Source organism: Salinispora mooreana, from assembly GCF_000379065.1.
GTDB classification, from domain to species: domain Bacteria; phylum Actinomycetota; class Actinomycetes; order Mycobacteriales; family Micromonosporaceae; genus Micromonospora; species Micromonospora mooreana.
In genome coordinates, this window is record NZ_KB900614.1 from 4,616,507 (window position 1) to 4,632,087 (window position 15,581).

The 15,581-nt window shown below is 67.2% G+C and carries 13 protein-coding genes; 5 read left to right on the forward strand and 8 right to left on the reverse strand.

The features are described 5' to 3' along the window. Positions 1-20: 20 nt before the first annotated feature. From SALPAC6_RS0122085 to SALPAC6_RS0122100, 4 genes are all read right to left on the reverse strand, one after another. Positions 21-725, reverse strand: a complete 705-nt coding sequence (locus SALPAC6_RS0122085; RefSeq protein WP_050563464.1) for a DUF2306 domain-containing protein — start codon at positions 723-725, stop codon at positions 21-23. Positions 726-756: 31 nt separating this feature from the next. After that, positions 757-1,824, reverse strand: coding sequence for a DUF2855 family protein (locus SALPAC6_RS0122090; RefSeq protein WP_018255498.1), 1,068 nt, complete (start codon positions 1,822-1,824; stop codon positions 757-759). A gap of 105 nt (positions 1,825-1,929) precedes the next feature. After that, entirely contained in the window at positions 1,930-3,246 is a 1,317-nt protein-coding gene (locus tag SALPAC6_RS0122095) for an aminotransferase family protein (RefSeq protein WP_018255499.1), read from the reverse strand. A 57-nt stretch (positions 3,247-3,303) separates the two neighbouring features. Further along, entirely contained in the window at positions 3,304-4,686 is a 1,383-nt protein-coding gene (locus SALPAC6_RS0122100; RefSeq protein ID WP_018255500.1) for an FAD-binding oxidoreductase, read from the reverse strand. Positions 4,687-5,272: 586 nt separating this feature from the next. On the opposite strand from SALPAC6_RS0122100, the gene SALPAC6_RS0122105 reads away from it, so the two are divergent. The 3 genes from SALPAC6_RS0122105 to SALPAC6_RS0122115 all read left to right on the forward strand — a co-directional run bounded on the left by SALPAC6_RS0122105 (position 5,273) and on the right by SALPAC6_RS0122115 (position 8,574). Next, a complete protein-coding gene (locus SALPAC6_RS0122105) occupies positions 5,273-6,841 on the forward strand; it encodes an MFS transporter (RefSeq protein WP_020493618.1) in 1,569 nt (522 codons plus the stop codon). A 150-nt stretch (positions 6,842-6,991) separates the two neighbouring features. Next, positions 6,992-7,327, forward strand: a complete 336-nt coding sequence (locus tag SALPAC6_RS0122110) for a YciI family protein (protein ID WP_018255502.1) — start codon at positions 6,992-6,994, stop codon at positions 7,325-7,327. Next, positions 7,324-8,574, forward strand: a complete 1,251-nt coding sequence (locus tag SALPAC6_RS0122115) for an RNA polymerase sigma factor (protein WP_018255503.1) — start codon at positions 7,324-7,326, stop codon at positions 8,572-8,574. Before SALPAC6_RS0122110 ends, SALPAC6_RS0122115 begins: the two co-directional genes overlap by 4 nt. Before the next feature lie 93 nt (positions 8,575-8,667). On the opposite strand, the gene SALPAC6_RS0122120 is transcribed toward SALPAC6_RS0122115, so the two are convergent. From SALPAC6_RS0122120 to SALPAC6_RS0122135, 4 genes are all read right to left on the reverse strand, one after another. Beyond that, on the reverse strand, positions 8,668-9,459 hold the full coding sequence (locus SALPAC6_RS0122120) for a TIGR03084 family metal-binding protein (protein ID WP_018255504.1): 792 nt from the start codon (positions 9,457-9,459) through the stop codon (positions 8,668-8,670). A gap of 218 nt (positions 9,460-9,677) precedes the next feature. Then, entirely contained in the window at positions 9,678-10,727 is a 1,050-nt protein-coding gene (locus SALPAC6_RS0122125; RefSeq protein WP_026189968.1) for a carboxymuconolactone decarboxylase family protein, read from the reverse strand. Between the two features lie 103 nt (positions 10,728-10,830). After that, positions 10,831-12,465 carry a GMC family oxidoreductase N-terminal domain-containing protein gene (locus SALPAC6_RS0122130; protein WP_018255506.1) on the reverse strand — a complete coding sequence of 545 codons (1,635 nt, stop codon included), beginning with the start codon at positions 12,463-12,465 and terminating at the stop codon, positions 10,831-10,833. Further along, complete coding sequence (locus tag SALPAC6_RS0122135) at positions 12,462-13,031, reverse strand: DUF5987 family protein (protein ID WP_018255507.1); 570 nt, start codon at positions 13,029-13,031, stop codon at positions 12,462-12,464. The genes SALPAC6_RS0122130 and SALPAC6_RS0122135 overlap by 4 nt, the downstream gene beginning before the upstream one ends. A 345-nt stretch (positions 13,032-13,376) precedes the next feature. On the opposite strand from SALPAC6_RS0122135, the gene SALPAC6_RS0122140 reads away from it, so the two are divergent. Both SALPAC6_RS0122140 and SALPAC6_RS0122145 read left to right on the forward strand, forming a co-directional pair. Beyond that, positions 13,377-14,366 carry a DUF1702 family protein gene (locus tag SALPAC6_RS0122140; RefSeq protein ID WP_018255508.1) on the forward strand — a complete coding sequence of 330 codons (990 nt, stop codon included), beginning with the start codon at positions 13,377-13,379 and terminating at the stop codon, positions 14,364-14,366. Between the two features lie 167 nt (positions 14,367-14,533). Beyond that, positions 14,534-15,496, forward strand: a complete 963-nt coding sequence (locus tag SALPAC6_RS0122145; protein ID WP_018255509.1) for a DUF1702 family protein — start codon at positions 14,534-14,536, stop codon at positions 15,494-15,496. Positions 15,497-15,581 lie beyond the last annotated feature (85 nt).

A 15,581-nucleotide genomic window follows, 5' to 3' on the forward strand; every position in this document is an offset into this window, starting at 1 on the left:
GCCGTACCGGCCGCACCTCTCTACACCGGCTGGACCTCGGGCCGCCTGTCGGTGTGGTAGATCCACCACTGAACAAGCGCGAGATTAAGGACCCACCCGATCCAGCGAGCCGCCTCCAACAGGTAGGCGACGTCGATGGGCTCCGGTAGAGCGAGCCCGCCACGGACGATGATGTTGCCCCAGACGTTGTTCATCACGACGGCAAAGCTGTAGAGCATCCAGCGACGGTGCTGTGCGTAGCGCCCCTGGCGGGCTCGGATGAACCCCATCGTGGTCGTGAAGATCCAGACCAGGGTCGCCGCGCTGACGCCGATTTGCCCAATTGGCGGTGCGAACCGCACGATGATCAGCCCAATGACGCCGCTGATGATCGCCGCGACCACGTAGAGCCGACCGCTGACCCGGTGGACGCGCGGACGCGTGCGTCGTAGGTGAGGCCACAACTGGAGCACGACCGTGACCATCGCGATGGTGCCGAAGGCCATGTGTGCCAGGAGCAGTGGGTAGTAGGCCGGGAACCCGTCGTGCGGAGGCATTGGCGCGGTCGCCGGGTCGAGTTCCCGGAACGGAGTCAGGTTGTAGACGATAAAGCCAATATTTATGAGCGCCAAAGGAATGATCCACGGCCGTCGCCACCAGGGGCGCGGCGGCTGGGAAGCACCCGCACCCGGGCGAGCCCCGGTAGTGTCGGTGGGGGAGACGGCGTGTTCAGTGTGTTGTGTCATCCGGACAACTCCTGTTCAACCGACGGTGCCGCTACGGGGTGAGCACTTCGGCGCGGTCTGGCGGTACCTTTCCAGCGAGCACGGCGTGGACCGCGGCGGCGAGCGACTCAGGCCCTTCGGCATGGGTGACGGTGAGCCACTGCGCCGCGCCGGCCAGGAATTTTGCCTCTGCTTCGGCAAACCGACGTTTGTAGTTCCCCTCGCCCTGCACTGCCATGGCCTCCTGCTCGACGGCGGGCGTAAAGAACATCTGCGGCTCTGGCGGGCCCAGAGCTGGTGGCGCGAACGAGGTCCGGGGATGTGTGAAGCCGAGTAGCACCGTGGCGGTTAGGTTGGTGCCAAGGTGCCGGTAGACCGCCCGCATTCGCTCGACAGAGTTGGTGAGGTCAACGAGGACTGCTGGGCCGGTGACCGGTACGTGTGACAGGTCATCGTAGCCAGAGACTTTGTCGTAGAGGCCAAGGCCGTCGGTGAACTCTCTATGTTCGCTGGAGGTGAGCCCGAGGGTCGCGACACCGTCGCGGTTGGCCAGCTGGAAAGCCAGGCCGATCGCTGTCTTGCTTGACGCGCTGGTGATGACGACGGTGCATCCGCCCGAACCAGCCAGTCCGAGTACGAACTCGGCCGCATTGTATGACGCCGGGAAGAGCGGATGCAGCAAAGCCCGGCGGTCATCCAGGTGATGCGGTTGCGCGGCTTCGTAAGTGCGGTACCAGGTGTGGAGGAAGTCGCGTTCAGGCGTAGTGTCAACGAACCCCCCGGCCACCGGCTGCGGTGAGACCACGTGATGCGTCGACATCGGAAGATAGCCGAAGTGTCGGCTGTCGATCGGTAGGACTGGTGCCCGAGACTCGGTGACCGTCGCAAATCCCCAGGCGGGTACGATACCCCAGCCTTGCGGTGCCGCAAACGCGCTCATGAATCGCATGGGCGAGTCGCCGAAGCGCGCATAGGTGGCGGTGTTGGTAGTGATGCCCACCCGTTCAACGGTGAGGCGCGCCTCGCCAGGCTGCAGCGGACGTAGCCGGTTCGGGCGAATCTCGGTCGTGGTCAGGTCGTCGCGCCGGAACAGCAGGTCCCATCCGTGCGTCGTTGTCATGTGTTTCCTTCCGTACTGCGAGGCTGTCCGGCATCGCTGGTACGAACGCCGAGTCCGGTGTGCACCGTGTTGCCGGGCTTCCGCAAATGTTTCTGGGCGCGTCGGTCAGGAGGCGTTACCGAGGACCTCGTCGATAGCATCGCCGAGGATGCCGCAGATTTCGTCTATTTCGCTGTCGTCGATGATGTACGCCGGTGCGATCATGAGGGTGGGACCCATGCCCCGCACGATCATGCCGCGGCGCAGACAGGCCTGTTCGATGAGATCCCCGGGGTTGGTGCCGTTCGGGTCCGGGAAAGTGATCCCCTGCAGGAGACCCAGGCCGTTCACCGTCCCACGCTCCGCGACTGTTCGCCTCAGCATCGCCTGCAGTGTGACCGACAGGTGCTGGATGCGTGGTAGGAAGCCGCCGGTGGCGAAAGCAGCGACGGCGGCCAGGCCTGCGCTCGCCGCGAGTGGGTTGCCGGAGTAGGTGTGCGTTGTGCCGAATGCCATCGGTCCGTCTGGAGTTCGGAATGGTTCTGCGACGCGTTCGCTGATGAGTAGCGCGGCTAGCGGCGCATACCCGCCGGAGAGACCTTTGCCCGCACAGAGTAGGTCAGGCGTGACGCCAAAGTGTTGGGCCGCGAAGTGGTGTCCAACCCGGCCGAAGCCGGTGACGATCTCATCGAAGACAAGAAGTATGTCGTGCCGGTCGCAGATCTCACGGAGGCGGTGGAAGTAGAACGGATCGGGAACCTCCATCGAGCGGACCCCGCTGATCGGCTCCACGATCATGGCGGCGATCGAGTCCGGACTCTCCGCCTCGATCGTGCGCTCCACCAGTGCAGCAGCCTGCTCGGCAGCATCTTTCGGGGTGAGTCCACGCTGGGCGGCGACCGCCTCTGGAGGCCAGGTGTGCACGACGGCCGGCATACCGTTGCCGAAGATTCCGACGGCGGGGTGACCGGTCAGCGCCAGCGCGCCGTAGGTGGAGCCGTGGTAGCTCTGGTAGTTGCTCAGGATCTTCTGCTTCGTCGGCTTTCCTCGCATGGCGTGGAACAGCCGGGACAACCGTACCGCCGACTCCACCGCCTCTGACCCGCCGCTGAGCAGCTTTACCGAGGTGATTTCCGCTGGTGCGAGGTCCACCAGGCCCTGCGCAAGCTGTATCGCGGCGCGGTTGGTGCCGTGCAACGGCGGATTGAAGGTGATGTTCTGGATCTGCTCGGTCAGTGCGGTAACGATCGGTTGGTAGCCATAGCCGAAGCAGGTGACAAAGACGCCGGAGAGCGCGTCGAGGTACCTGCGGCCCTGCGCGTCGAACAGACGCACGCCTTCGCCGCGCTCGAACAGGATGGTCTGCGGGGTGAAGGGTAGCTCCGCGCAGAAGGCGCGAGTCTCAGTCGGCCACTGGAACGCCTGCTCCATCGTGGTTGCCATGGCACCTACTTTCGGGGTGGGTTGGGTGGTTACAAGAACCGACGATCCGGGGGGTGCTCAATCGACATCGCTCCGTGCGTCGACCCGGAAGAGCCCTTCCGGGTCGACCCGCTGCCGGACCTGGGCAACGGACAGCACGTGTTCAGCGCTGAGATGCCGTTGCGGTCGCGTGAAGTCCTCGACGAAGCACGGCACCGTCCGCCCGGTGTCCCACGGCTGCAATACCCTGCGGATCTCATCGCAGTGCGTGCGGATCTCGTCGGCGTGGGCACGTGCCAGGACCGGTCCGGAGCCGGCGTATGAGTACGCGGCGTCGAGTCGGTCGAGTGCTCCGCCCGCCCGTTCAGGGGCGCGGTAGGCGCCGCCCAGTTGTCGCAGTCCGCTGACGACCAGGGGAGACGTCGGACGGTTGCGGATCGCGTCGAGCAGGCGGTCGATCGCGGTAGCATCCAGGTCGCCGAGGAGCATGTGGTCACCGAGGAACGGCAACGGTGTGTGTGGGTCGCCATGCGCATTCAACACGTCGGTCGATGTTCCCTCCGACCAGGTGTCGAGTACGGGAGTCGCGATCGCCCGTAGCGGGCGGAGCAGGTCGTCGGCGTGCTGACGTGCGACCGTGATACCTGCGGGACGGGCGATGTGCACGGCACCGTCCACGGCAACAGTCGTACGCCCCGCGAGTTCCGGTGGTACCTCGGGCGCCGCGGGCAGGCGCAGGATGCGGATCGTGGTCGTCACGTCGCGTGGTGCGTGTGCCGCCCAGCGCATCCACGTCGCGATGACCCGTTCGGCGGCGTGCTCAGGCCAGTAGGCGGCGCCGGTGATGACGGCCGTGACCGGCAGAAGCTCGATGTCCATCGCGGTCACCACGCCGAACCCACCCCCGCCGCCGCGCAGCGCCCAGAACAGCTCAGGATCGTGCTCCTCGTCGACCCGGTGATGCCGACCGTCGGCGGTGAGAAGTTCCACCGCGCGGACCGTGTTGGCAGCTAGGCCGACGATGCGCCCGTAGGGGCTGAGTCCGCCGCCCAGGGCGTACCCCACCACGCCGACTGTGCCGGCCGACCCGTGTGCCGCGGTGAGTCCGTGCGGCGCCGCGGCCTCGACCACGGCCCGCCAGCGGGTGCCGGCGGGCACCCGGGCGGTCCGCCGTTCCGGGTCAACGCGTACCCCGCCGCGCAGATCCGTCCGGATCAGCAGCCCGTCCCGAACTGGCCGGCCGGCACCCGCTCCGTGTCCGGTGCTGTGGACGCGTACTCGCATGCCGCGTTCGCGTGCGAGTACGAGTGCCTCCCGGACTTCCGGGACGGAACGCACTGTCACGGCGGCTGCGGGCCGGGGCTGCGCGTGGAGGTTGAACACCTGTGTTGCATTGGTGAAGTCCGCGGTTCCGGGAAGCGGTAGCGCGCGGCCCTGGTGCCGTGCGGGTAGCGAGGTCATCTGGTGCCGCTCCTTGACCTGGTGGCTGCAAAATGTTTTAGCGAGGCGCACGGTGTACCGGTCGGGTAGTTACCTTGCGGCGGATAGATCTGTCCAATAATTACTGCCAGCCGATTATGCCAGTGATTCCGAAATTCTTTTCTTCCAGAATGCCCAGTCATGTTGGTGGCGCTAAAATCTCGCCATGTCAATTGGCCTATATCGCTTTTGGCGGTGAAGTTCATGGTTTGTCGTGAAGTCGTCATCGTGGGGGGAGAGTATTGGAGACGAGCTTTCCTCGAAAGGACCCCGAGGGGGCTCTTGTTCGTTTGACGGAGACGTCTGACTCGATTGGAAACGGTGCAGGCGGGGTTCAGAACTGCAACTCCGGAATTGCTTTCCTCCTGGCCGTGAACTCGGGTTGGACTGCCCGTTCGACCCACCATCCAGCCGCCCGTATGAGTAGTCTCGAATCAACTTCTTCGATGCTGCGCATCCCCGTAAGAGAGGGCCGGGAAAGTGAATTGTCGGCGATACGCTGCGAGCACTCTGCCGGCCTTCCGGTGGCTACCGGCGAGCGCCGCCTTCGCGACGAGAGGTGATGGCCATGACGATCGACGCTGCGGCGCGAGCGCGACAGCGAGACTGGATCGGCCTCGGAGTGCTGTGTCTGGCGACGCTTATGGTTGCCTTTGACACCTTCGTGTTGCTACTGGCCTTCCCCCAGCTCAGTGCCCAATTGGGCGCCGACGGGGTGCAGCAGTTGTGGATCGCCGACATCTACGGCTTCATGCTTGGCGGGTTTCTGATCACCATGGGGAGCCTGGGAGACCGGATCGGGCGACGACGGCTGTTGCTCGCCGGTGCCGCGTGCTTCGGCCTCGCCGAGGTGGCTTCGGCGTGGGCGACCAGCCCGGGCATGCTGATCGCCGCGAGGGCGCTGCTCGGCATTGCGGGGGCCGCGCTGGCACCGTCGATACTGGGGTTAATCCGCAGCATGTTCCGTGACCCGAGGCAACTCGGTGTCGCGATCAGCGCATGGGCCTCCTGTTTCACCCTTGGGGCCATCGTCGGGCTGCTCGGCGGTGGCGTGCTGCTCGAGCGCTACTGGTGGGGGTCGGCCTTCCTGCTGGGGCTTCCGCTGATGGTCGCCTTGCTCATCGTCGGGCCGCTGGTCTTGCCAGAGCATCGCGACCCCGAGGCGCACCGGCCCGACTGGCTAAGCTCGCTGCTCTCACTCGCGGCCGTCCTGTCGGTGGTCTACGGGGTCAAGGAACTGGCGCGCTACGGCTGGCGTGTCGCACCGCTGCTGGCTATCGGCGTCGGAGTGGTGTTCGCCGTGATGTTTCTTCGTCGCCAGCGGCGGCTGCCGCGTCCCCTGCTCGATCTGCGGTTGTTCCGCAACCGTCGGTTCACTGTGCCGCTCATCGCGCTGTTGCTGCACAGCTCGCTCACCGGGGCGGTGCTGCTCTTCATCACCCAGCACTTCCAGATCGTTGATGGTCTGTCGCCGTGGCGAGCCGGTCTCGCGCTTGCGCCCGGGATGTTGCTCAGCGCGGTCTTCACCCCGCTCGCCGCGGTGCTGGCGCAGCGGGTCCGGCCGGCGATCCTCATCGCGGCCGGCGAGATGATCGTGGTTGTGGGCCTGGTGCTCGTGATGCTCTCCCGCTTCGAGTCGGGCCCGGCGCTGCTCATCGTTGGGTTCGGGGTCTGGGCTATTGGTGGTACGCCGCTACTGGCAGTCGGGATGGCGATGATCATAGGCTCGGCGCCGCCAGAGAGTGCTGGTTCGGCGTCGGCGATGCCGCAGATCAGCAACGAGATGGGCAACGCTGTTGGGGTCGCCACGGTCGGCAGTCTCGGTGTCGCCTTCTACCACGCACAGGTCGCGGGTGCCTTCCCCGATTCCGTGCCGGGTGACGTGGCGCAGATCGCCTCACAGAGCATCGCGGGGGCGGCCGGCGCAGCCAGTGGGTTGCCACCGGAACTGGCTGCGGCGGTACTCGAGGTGGCTGGCCCGGCATTCACCGACTCGCTCGTGCTCATCGCCGGGGTTGCCGCGGTCGTGGTGCTGGGGATCATCGGCCTGTTCGTCTCGCGGCTGCGTGCGGTGCCTCCGGTCGGTCAGGAGGACCCGGCCGCCGAGCCGGCGCGGGTATCAGAACCCACCGGATGATGGTGGAGACCGCCAACGCGATGTGGCACCCTGGGACCCGGCCACCCCCGCGACGGATTTCTCCCAGATGGGTTGTCGATTCGGCGGTCACTCATCCGTCGTACTGACGGAAGGCCGAACGACATTCGGCGTGAACGGAAGGAGCCACACATGGCACAGTACGCGATTCTGATATACGACAAGGAGCTGCCGGGCGGCGTCGCCGACATGCCACAGGAGATCCTTGACGGACACATGGCGGTGCCCGAGAAGATTGAGAAGATCGGCGCCAAGATCGTAAACGCGCAGGCTACCCAGCCGACCAGCACCGCCACGACCATCCGCAAGGGCGGTGTCATCACTGACGGGCCGTTCATCGAGAGTAAGGAAGCCTTGGCAGGGTTCTTCGTGATCGAGGCGGAGAACCTTGACCAGGCGATCGCGGTCGGCAAATGCGTGCCGGTTATGGAAGGCGGTATTGAGGTGCGGCCGCTGATTCAGGAGTGACTGTCGCGCGGACCGCTGTCCAGCGTGCGGTCGCGGACGCGCACCGTCGTGAGTGGGCTGCTGTGCTCGCCACGACGGTGCGCGTCGCCGGCGACCTGGATCTTGCCGAGGAGTGTGTGCAGGAGGCATACGTCGCTGCACTCGACGCCTGGACGCGCTCCGGCGTGCCGGCGAAGCCAGGGGCCTGGCTGACCACGGCCGCCAAGCGGAACGCGTTCGATGCGCTACGCCGAGCGGATGTACTCCGCTCCAAACTGCACCTCCTCGTCGAAAGCGACGTAACCGAGACGGCGATCGCGCCGGAGGCCCCGGCCGTCCACGACGACCGCCTCCGGCTCGTGTTCATGTGCTGCCATCCGGCGCTGTCACTCGAATCCCAGGTGGCGCTGACACTGCGGTTGGTGTGCGGGGTGGCGGTCGCCGACATCGCCAAAGCGTTCCTGGCTGCCGAGACGACCGTCGCCGCCCGGATCACTCGGGCCAAGAAGAAGATCGCTGCCGCGCGCGTCCCGTTCCAGATGCCGGGCCCAGCAGACTTGCCGGAACGCCTCGACGCCGTACTCACGGTGATTCACCTGGTCTTCACGACCGGGCACACCGCACCCTCCGGAGGCCAGTTGACTCGCACCGACCTGGTCGAGTTCGCTATCGACCTGGCGCGGATGCTCAACCAGCTGATGCCGACCGAGCGGGAGGTGCGTGGACTGCTCGCACTGCTGCTGGTCAACCATGCCCGACGGGACACCCGGACTGACAGCAGTGGACGGCTACTGCTGTTGGAGGAACAGGACCGTTCGCTGTGGGATCGCGCCGGCATCGCCGAAGGACACCGGCTCATTGTCTCTGCGCTTGCCGACGGACCGCCCGGACGGTTCACCCTGCAGGCGGCGATCGCTGGACTACACGCGACCGCATCGACCTATGCGGTGACCGACTGGGAGCAGATCGTTACCCTCTACGACGAACTTATCAAGGTGTGGCCCTCACCGGTCGTCGAGCTCAATCGTGCGGTGGCTGCTGCCATGGTCCATGGACCGGCCTTCGCGTTGAGACTGGTCGAACAGCTCGAGTGTGATGGTCGGCTGAATGGGTATCGCTACCTTCCCGCTATCAAGGCTGATCTGTTGCGGCGACTCGGCCGCACGGCTGAGGCCGTGGCGTTCTACCGGCAGGCACTGGTGTTAGCCGAGAATGACGCGGAGCGGGAGTTCCTGACGGGGCGTATTGCCGCCTGCTCTGCGCGTTGACCGACCTGGCCCGATGTGCGGTCAGGGTTCACGACCCTGCCCTTGGGGACATGGTGTGCCCCGGCGGATCTCCCGCCAGGGCACACGGGGACGTCAGCGGGCGAACTGCCCGGGGCGTCGGCCCGGACCGGCCGGTCCGCGGTATGCCTGCGCGAGGTCCAGCCACCGGTCGGCTTCGTCACCTGCGGTCTTCAACGCCAGGTCGTCGCGGTGGCGGCGTCGGGTCACCAGCAGGCACAGGTCGGTGGCCGATCCGGTGATGGTCTGCTCGGCCTCGACCGGTCCGATCTGCCAGAGCGCGCCGGACGGCGCCGTGACGCGGAACTGGAATCGCGTGTCAGGTGCCTCGAGCCCGCGGGCCAGATAGCCGAAGTCCCAGGTGCGGAGGGCGAACTCCACCAGGTAGCGAAGCCGGTCGCTGTGCTCCCGCTGCGTCCCGAGGGCGTCTGCGATGTCCTGACCGTGCCCGAACAACTCCATCATCCCGGCGGCCGCCAGCACTGGTGCGGGGATCGGGCGGACCAGCCACGGTAGTAAAGTGCCATCCGCAACAGCAGCGAGGGCCTTCTCGGTGGTGGCCCGCTCATCGCGCCACGCTGCCAGCAGCCGGTGCGGCGGTTGTGCCACGTAGGGGGCCATCGCCGCCTGCACATTGGACTCGAACGAGTCACTCATCTGGGACATCATGCGTCGAAACTCGTCCGGGGCAGCGGCCGCGAGACCGGCCATCCGGAAGGTGGCGGCCAGGTGTGCGATCTGGTGTGCCACCGTCCAGCCCTCGGCCGGCGTCGGCGTTTCCCAGGCATCCTCGGCCAGCCCAGCGACCAGGTGGTCGACGCTCTCGCCCTCGGCTTTCAGGGCAGCGAATATGTCCTGCTCTGCCACGCGCTCGTCCTCTCGCTGCTGCGACACCTTGGGCCTGACACGCTGTACGCGGCTGGGCGACTGGGCGACACCGGCGACGGCTGCCGCCCGGTCCGGCGTCCGGGGGGGGTAAGGGATAGTCAGCCGGCTGCCTTGGCAGCCGGCTTCCCTCATCATCGGCGCGTCGAGCGGGCGATGTCTTCTCCCGCTGTGCGAACCGCCGTGCCGTCGATCCGGGCTCACCTCTTCGCCTCCGGTCCGGGATCGTCGGTGTGCGCGATCAGATCGTTGTCCAGGCCGGCGCCGATGAGCCGGGCCGCGCTCAGGCTCGCCCATGCGGCCGTCCTGACCAGCGTGGCATCGTCGGCACCGGCGACCCGACAGGCCGCGATGTCGCCGGCGGTAACGCGGTACGGTGCAAGCGCGGTCAGCAGGGCCAGCCGACCGAGGGGCCGTTCGTCCGGGGGCAGCGCGGTGAGCGCCGCGTCGAAGAACGTACCGGCGGCCAGGGTAGGTGCGGGCGGGTCGGCGAGCGTTGCCAGCACCAGGGCCCGGGTTCGCTTCGGCAGCACCTGCGCCCCGGCGGCGTGCAGGGCACCGGCAGACCGTGCCATCGCCGCGGCAATGTGCGGTTGCCCGAGTGACCAGCCGGGCGCCGCCGGGATCGGGGCGGGTGGTAGCAGGTCCACTGACCGGCCCGGCGGGACCCGGACCCCGGCCAGTCCCCCCATCACCCGGCTGGCGATCTGGCTGGCCACCTTACGGACCGGGCCCGTGGTGCCAGGCAGCGGCGACTCCTGGAGAAACACGTGCACCATTCGGTTGAGGTAGTGGAATACCACTGCCACGCCGATCAGCTCCGGTGCGTACGCGAGGGGAAAAGGCGGGGTCGGGCGGTCGGCCGGTTCGCCGCTGCGCCGTCCCCACTCCGCCAGCGCCGTCAGTTCCGGGTCGGTGGCCGGATCCCGGTTCACGGGGCGCCTCCCGGGACGGCCGACCAGCCCGGTGACCGCAGCCCCGTGTACGTCAACGCAGTACGGGCAGCGGTTACCGAGCGACACCGCCTCGGCCACCACCTCCTTGGCCCGCCGGGAGACCAGCCCGTCGGCCAGCAGCGTCTCCCGGAGCAGTGTCCAGCAGGCGCGCAGCGCCTCGGGTGCGGGGGAGTGCAGCATGACCGGCGGTGCGTAGACGCCGAAGTCGGTGGCGAGCTGGCGGTAGACCTCGGCGACGGCCCCGGTGGCGGTGTTCGGCGGGACCGGGGTGACGTGTCGGATGTGGGTCAGCATCGTCCGACTGGTCGCCCGAGCCAGCCATCGGTCCATGATTTTCCTCCTCGAGCCGGACGCTGCGGGCCGATGGGCATGCGCCAGCCCGCCCCGCGGCACGTCCTCAGCTGACGGCGGTCGCCGGCACGGTCCGGCTGGAACCCTCCGGCAAGGATCCGCCGTAGGTGACCCGCACGCCGCGTTCCTGCGCGGCGCGGATGATGCCGGGCACGGCCCGTTCGGCGAGTGCGGCGATGGTCAGTGCCGGGTTCACCGTCAGGGCACCGGGTACCGCGGAACCGTCGGTGACGAAGATTCCTGGGTGCTGCCGTAACTCGTGCCGGTCGTCCAGGGCGGAGGTCTCGGGGTTGTCACCGATCCGGCAGGAGGAGAGCGGGTGCACGGTGTACGCGCCGACGACATCGTTGGTCCACGGCGTTACCCGGGCCAGCCCATCGCGTTCCAAAATGTCTTTGACGTCGGCGTCGGAGGCCGCCCAGCCGCGCAACGTGTTTGGAGTGGGGCGGTAGCGTAGTGGTCCACGACCGAGCATCTGCTGGGAGATGCGATCGGCGTTCCCGGTGGCAGGTGGCGGCCCGAAGACACCCTCGTTGTCGTCCTCGGACATGGTGAAGACGGTCAGCCAGGACTGCCAGCGACGCATCATCTCTTTCTTCTCCACGCCAAACCAGCTCGGTCCGGTCGGCTCGGGTACCTGGGCGAGGATGGTGCCGAGGCCGGGCGGGAAGTAGAGCTGCTCCAGCGAGTAGCGCTCGAACTCGGGCAGGCTCCCGTCGAGTCGATCCCAGGATGCCACGGTCGGTCCGCGTCCGATCTGGTTGGCGGCGTACGCCTTGCCGCCGGGTCGGGACAGGCCGAGCACCTCGCGGACCCGGTCCTCGTCGAACACGGCGGTGTTCAGCCGCTCGCCATTGCTGGAGAAGTAGCGTCCCACCGCGGGGGGCATCGCGCCGAGGGTCGTCTCGGAGCGCTGAAGGATCACGGGCGTGGCACCGGCGCCCGCCGCGACGATTACGATCTTGGCGTCGATCGTGCCGCTGTCGTGCAGGATTCGGTAGTCCTCGGCGTCAACGTTTCGGTAGTGCACCCGGTAGCCACCGTCGTCATTGCGCGAGAGGTGCTGCACCTCGTGCAGTGGGCGGACTTCGGCGCCGTGGGCAAGAGCGGCCGGCAGGTAGTTCAGCAGCAGCGAGCGCTTGGCGTCGAAGCGACAGCCGGCCATCATCCAGTTGCAGTTCGTACACATGTCGACGTCGACCGCCGATGGCACCGGATTGGCGGTCCGGCCGGCGTGCGCACAGGCCGCCGCGAACAGGCCGCCAGCGTAGGGAATCTTCTCCCAGCTCTGCTTCGTGACTGGCAGGGCCTCGGTCGCCCGGTCGTACCAGGGGTCCAGGCTGTCCCGGGTGATGGCTGACGGCCACATCCGCTGGCCGATGCTGCCGCGGCGCTCGAAGACGAACCGTGGCGCGCGGGGCATGGTGGCGAAGTAGACGACGCTGCCGCCACCGACACAATTGCCGCCGAGCAGGCTCATACCGTCGCCGACCGTGAAGTCGAAGATGCGGGTGTACGAGGAACCGAGCTTGAAGTCGTGGTCGAACTCCTCGGCGGACAGCCACGGTCCACGTTCGAGAACCACCACCTCTGCGCCGCCGGCGGCCAGGTGATAGGCGGGTATGGCACCGCCGAAGCCGCTGCCGATGATCACTACGTCGGTGCTGGCGGTACTGCTCATGCGGGACTCCCGGAGGGAACGGTGTCGGGGTGTAGGGGCGCCAGGGGACGGCCGTAGGAGTACTCGGGAAAGCGCCAGATGCCGTCGTCATCGGGTCGGGCAAGGCCAATCGCCAGCAGGCCCGGATGCCCGGCGGCAAGGGCCTCGTGGGTGCCGATGTGCGCCGCGCTGTCGAAGGCCATGTTGCTGAAGAGCGCCAACCCCACCCACATCTCTTGCTCGGCGTGCCCTGGCTCCAGCAGTTCGCTGACAAGTGCGGTGCGGTGGTCGTAGGAGAGGGCCACGAACGGCGGCGTACGGGGATCGAGCGGCAGCGCATGCGACTCGGCGTAGCTCGCGGCATGTGCGTTCAACGCCTCGCTCAGCGGTGCCAGGGTCATGGCGAATCCGCTGGCCGGATCCTCCAGCAGGGCCAGTGCCCCGCTGGCGACGGCGCCACCGTCAGCCGAGACGCCGGCGATCGCCCGGTCGTCAGGCGAGCGCTTCTGACCCGGAACAATAGTGTCGGCAAACGCTTCCAGCGTCATGACTCGGGTCTGCTCGGAGTCGGGATCTTCCGTCTGCATGGCGTTCCCTTCGTCTCTGTTTGACGTGCATCCGTCGAGGCGCCGCGGTTACTTCTGGCAGCTTCTCGTTCCCATTTATGCATTGTGCTGAGAAGGGCGTAGGGAGAGATGAAAGGCGTCATCTGTTCAGCAGATGCGACACCCAATCACTGCATCATCGATGGCGCCGGTCGAAGCTTGCACCTCTTTCTTTGCGGTGGCATGTGGAAGTCACATTTACCCGTCGTGCCGGCAGGCCTTCGCCACGGGTGCGCAACGCAGAAGAGGAGGTATGCCCCCGACGACGCGGACGATAGAGACGCCGCCGGTTCCGGTGGAAGACGTCGTACCGACAGGGAGACTGTCATGCCGAGCGTGCTGGGTGCGGTGCGTCGCCTGCTCATGTCGCCGTCGTTGGGTGAGGTCACCTTCGCCCGACGCGGATTTCCCGGGGAGCCGTCGTCGGTGACCCGCCGGCTGGAGGCGGTCCCGCAGTCGGTCATCTGTGGCTTCGAGTGGGGTATCGACACTCGTGACCTGTGGGAGCTTGAGCGCCGGCTCGACCTCATTGATGAGGAGATGGCCGGGTTCGCCTACGAGGGTGCCACGATGGCATGCACGATCCTCGACGTGCTGCCGCCGCGTCGCGGCACAAGAACCCGGGAACTGCTGCGCGGGCCCGGCGATCGGCATCTCTTTCTCGCCTACATCGGCATCGGGTTCGCGATGGCCCGACTGCCGCGGCGGCTGTGGCGGCACGTGGTGCCCGACCTCAGCGGCTCCCCGTATCACCCAACGATGACCTGGCTGGCCGTGGATGGCTACGGCTTCGATCGAGCGTACTTCGATGTCGAGCGGTTCGTGATCCGGCAGGAACGCCTTGGGACGTATCCGTGGCAGGGCCACGCGGGCTATTTCGCCCGGGCGGTGGACCAGGGAGTCGGCCGCGCGTTGTGGTTCATCCACGGAGGGCGTACCGCCGATGTCACGGCTGCCGTGCACGCCTTCGCCGAGCAGCGGCACGGCGACCTGTGGAGCGGGGTTGGCCTCGCGGCCACCTTCGCCGGGGGCAGCACTCCGAGCGACCTGGCCTCGATCCGCCGTTCCGCCGGCCGGTATGCCGGTGATCTTGCCCAGGGGGCGGCGTTCGCAGCCAAGGCGCGCAGCCATGCGGGGTACGTGCCGGAGCACAGCGAGGTCGCCATGTGGGCGTTGGGCGACCGGTCGGTGGCGGATGCGGCGCGACTCGCAAGCGACGTCGTCTCCGTCGCGGCCGAGCCCGGCCTGCCGGCGTACGAGGTGTGGCGCCGCCGGCTCCGCACGCACCTTGTGCCGGCGGACGTAGCGCGGGCCTAACCCGGAATGCGCGATTCCCCCCACCCCGGGCAGGGTCGACTGTGAGCAAAAATCGACCGGGTCCGCACGGTTGAAGAACATGACGACGTAGGCCTTTGTCATCATCGAAATAGACGGCCATATGCGGGTGGGTCGTCACACCCACTCTTCTTGGGGGCAAGGTGCCAATGCAGAGCCTTCGTGGTCTGCGTCGCAGGATTCTGACGCCGAATATTTCCCAGACCAAGCTGGACGTTCGTGGTTTCCATGTCAAGGATGAAGAATCACGGACGCTGCTGGAGACGGTCGGCTCCTCCTTTCTAGCCGGCTATGGGTATGCCGTCGAAGGGCCGAACGTCTCCACCGTCGAAGCCCGTCTGGAAACCATTCCTATCCGTTTTCGTGGCTTCGCGTACGAGGGCGCCGCGATGGGCTTCGCAGTCCGGGACGGGCTGCGCCTGGGACGACCCCGACACGTGCCGGCCATGCTCGACGGCCGGGGCGACGGGCACATCTACATGGCGTATATCGGAGTGGGTTGGGCCATGGCGCGGCTACCGCGGTTTCGCTGGGGCCAACTCTGCGCGCCGGACCCGCTGTTGCGCTGGCTGGTCCTTGACGGCTACGGGTTCCACCAGGCGTACTTCCACACCGAGAAGTACGTGCATCGTCAACACCGACACCGTACCTTTCCCTGGCCTGCGGACGGACCCGCCGAGTACGGCGGCCGGGTGATCGATCAGGGCATCGGTCGGGCCATGTGGTTCATCGGTGGTACCGACGCAGATCGCGTCGCGGAAATGATCGCCGGCTTTCCTGAGGATCGCCGCGCCGACCTGTATGCCGGCGCTGGCCTGGCCGCAACCTATGCCGGCGGTGCCTCCGAGACAGAGCTGCTCCGCTTCCGGGAGCGCGCCGGCGACTATCGCGCCGCAGTGGCGCAGGGCAGTGCCTTCGCCGCCGGTGCCCGGGTCCGTGCTGGCCTGGTTGTCCCGCACAACGAGTTGGCCGTCGCGGTCTTCTGCGGTATGACGCCGGCCGAGGCGGCCAAGGTGACCGACGCTACTGCCCCACGCGATGAGTCCGACGCCGTCCCCGCCTACGAACGGTGGCGACGGGCGATTGCCGCGGAGTTCCAGGCACGGAGCTGAGGTCCGCGGCGAGGCGACCCGGTCCGATCCGCCGATCCCACCGCGGCCCTCCTGTCGACCGCCGGCCACTACGCAAAATTCAGAG

Bases quoted from the DNA above. Each gene is read 5' to 3' on its own strand.
- SALPAC6_RS0122085 (WP_050563464.1), bottom strand. From the start codon at position 725: ATGACACAACACACTGAACACGCCGTCTCCCCCACCGACACTACCGGG.
- SALPAC6_RS0122090 (WP_018255498.1), bottom strand. From the start codon at position 1,824: ATGACAACGACGCACGGATGGGACCTGCTGTTCCGGCGCGACGACCTG.
- SALPAC6_RS0122095 (WP_018255499.1), bottom strand. From the start codon at position 3,246: ATGGCAACCACGATGGAGCAGGCGTTCCAGTGGCCGACTGAGACTCGC.
- SALPAC6_RS0122100 (WP_018255500.1), bottom strand. From the start codon at position 4,686: ATGACCTCGCTACCCGCACGGCACCAGGGCCGCGCGCTACCGCTTCCC.
- SALPAC6_RS0122105 (WP_020493618.1), top strand. From the start codon at position 5,273: ATGACGATCGACGCTGCGGCGCGAGCGCGACAGCGAGACTGGATCGGC.
- SALPAC6_RS0122110 (WP_018255502.1), top strand. From the start codon at position 6,992: ATGGCACAGTACGCGATTCTGATATACGACAAGGAGCTGCCGGGCGGC.
- SALPAC6_RS0122125 (WP_026189968.1), bottom strand. From the start codon at position 10,727: ATGCTGACCCACATCCGACACGTCACCCCGGTCCCGCCGAACACCGCC.
- SALPAC6_RS0122130 (WP_018255506.1), bottom strand. From the start codon at position 12,465: ATGAGCAGTACCGCCAGCACCGACGTAGTGATCATCGGCAGCGGCTTC.
- SALPAC6_RS0122135 (WP_018255507.1), bottom strand. From the start codon at position 13,031: ATGCAGACGGAAGATCCCGACTCCGAGCAGACCCGAGTCATGACGCTG.
- SALPAC6_RS0122140 (WP_018255508.1), top strand. From the start codon at position 13,377: ATGCCGAGCGTGCTGGGTGCGGTGCGTCGCCTGCTCATGTCGCCGTCG.
- SALPAC6_RS0122145 (WP_018255509.1), top strand. From the start codon at position 14,534: ATGCAGAGCCTTCGTGGTCTGCGTCGCAGGATTCTGACGCCGAATATT.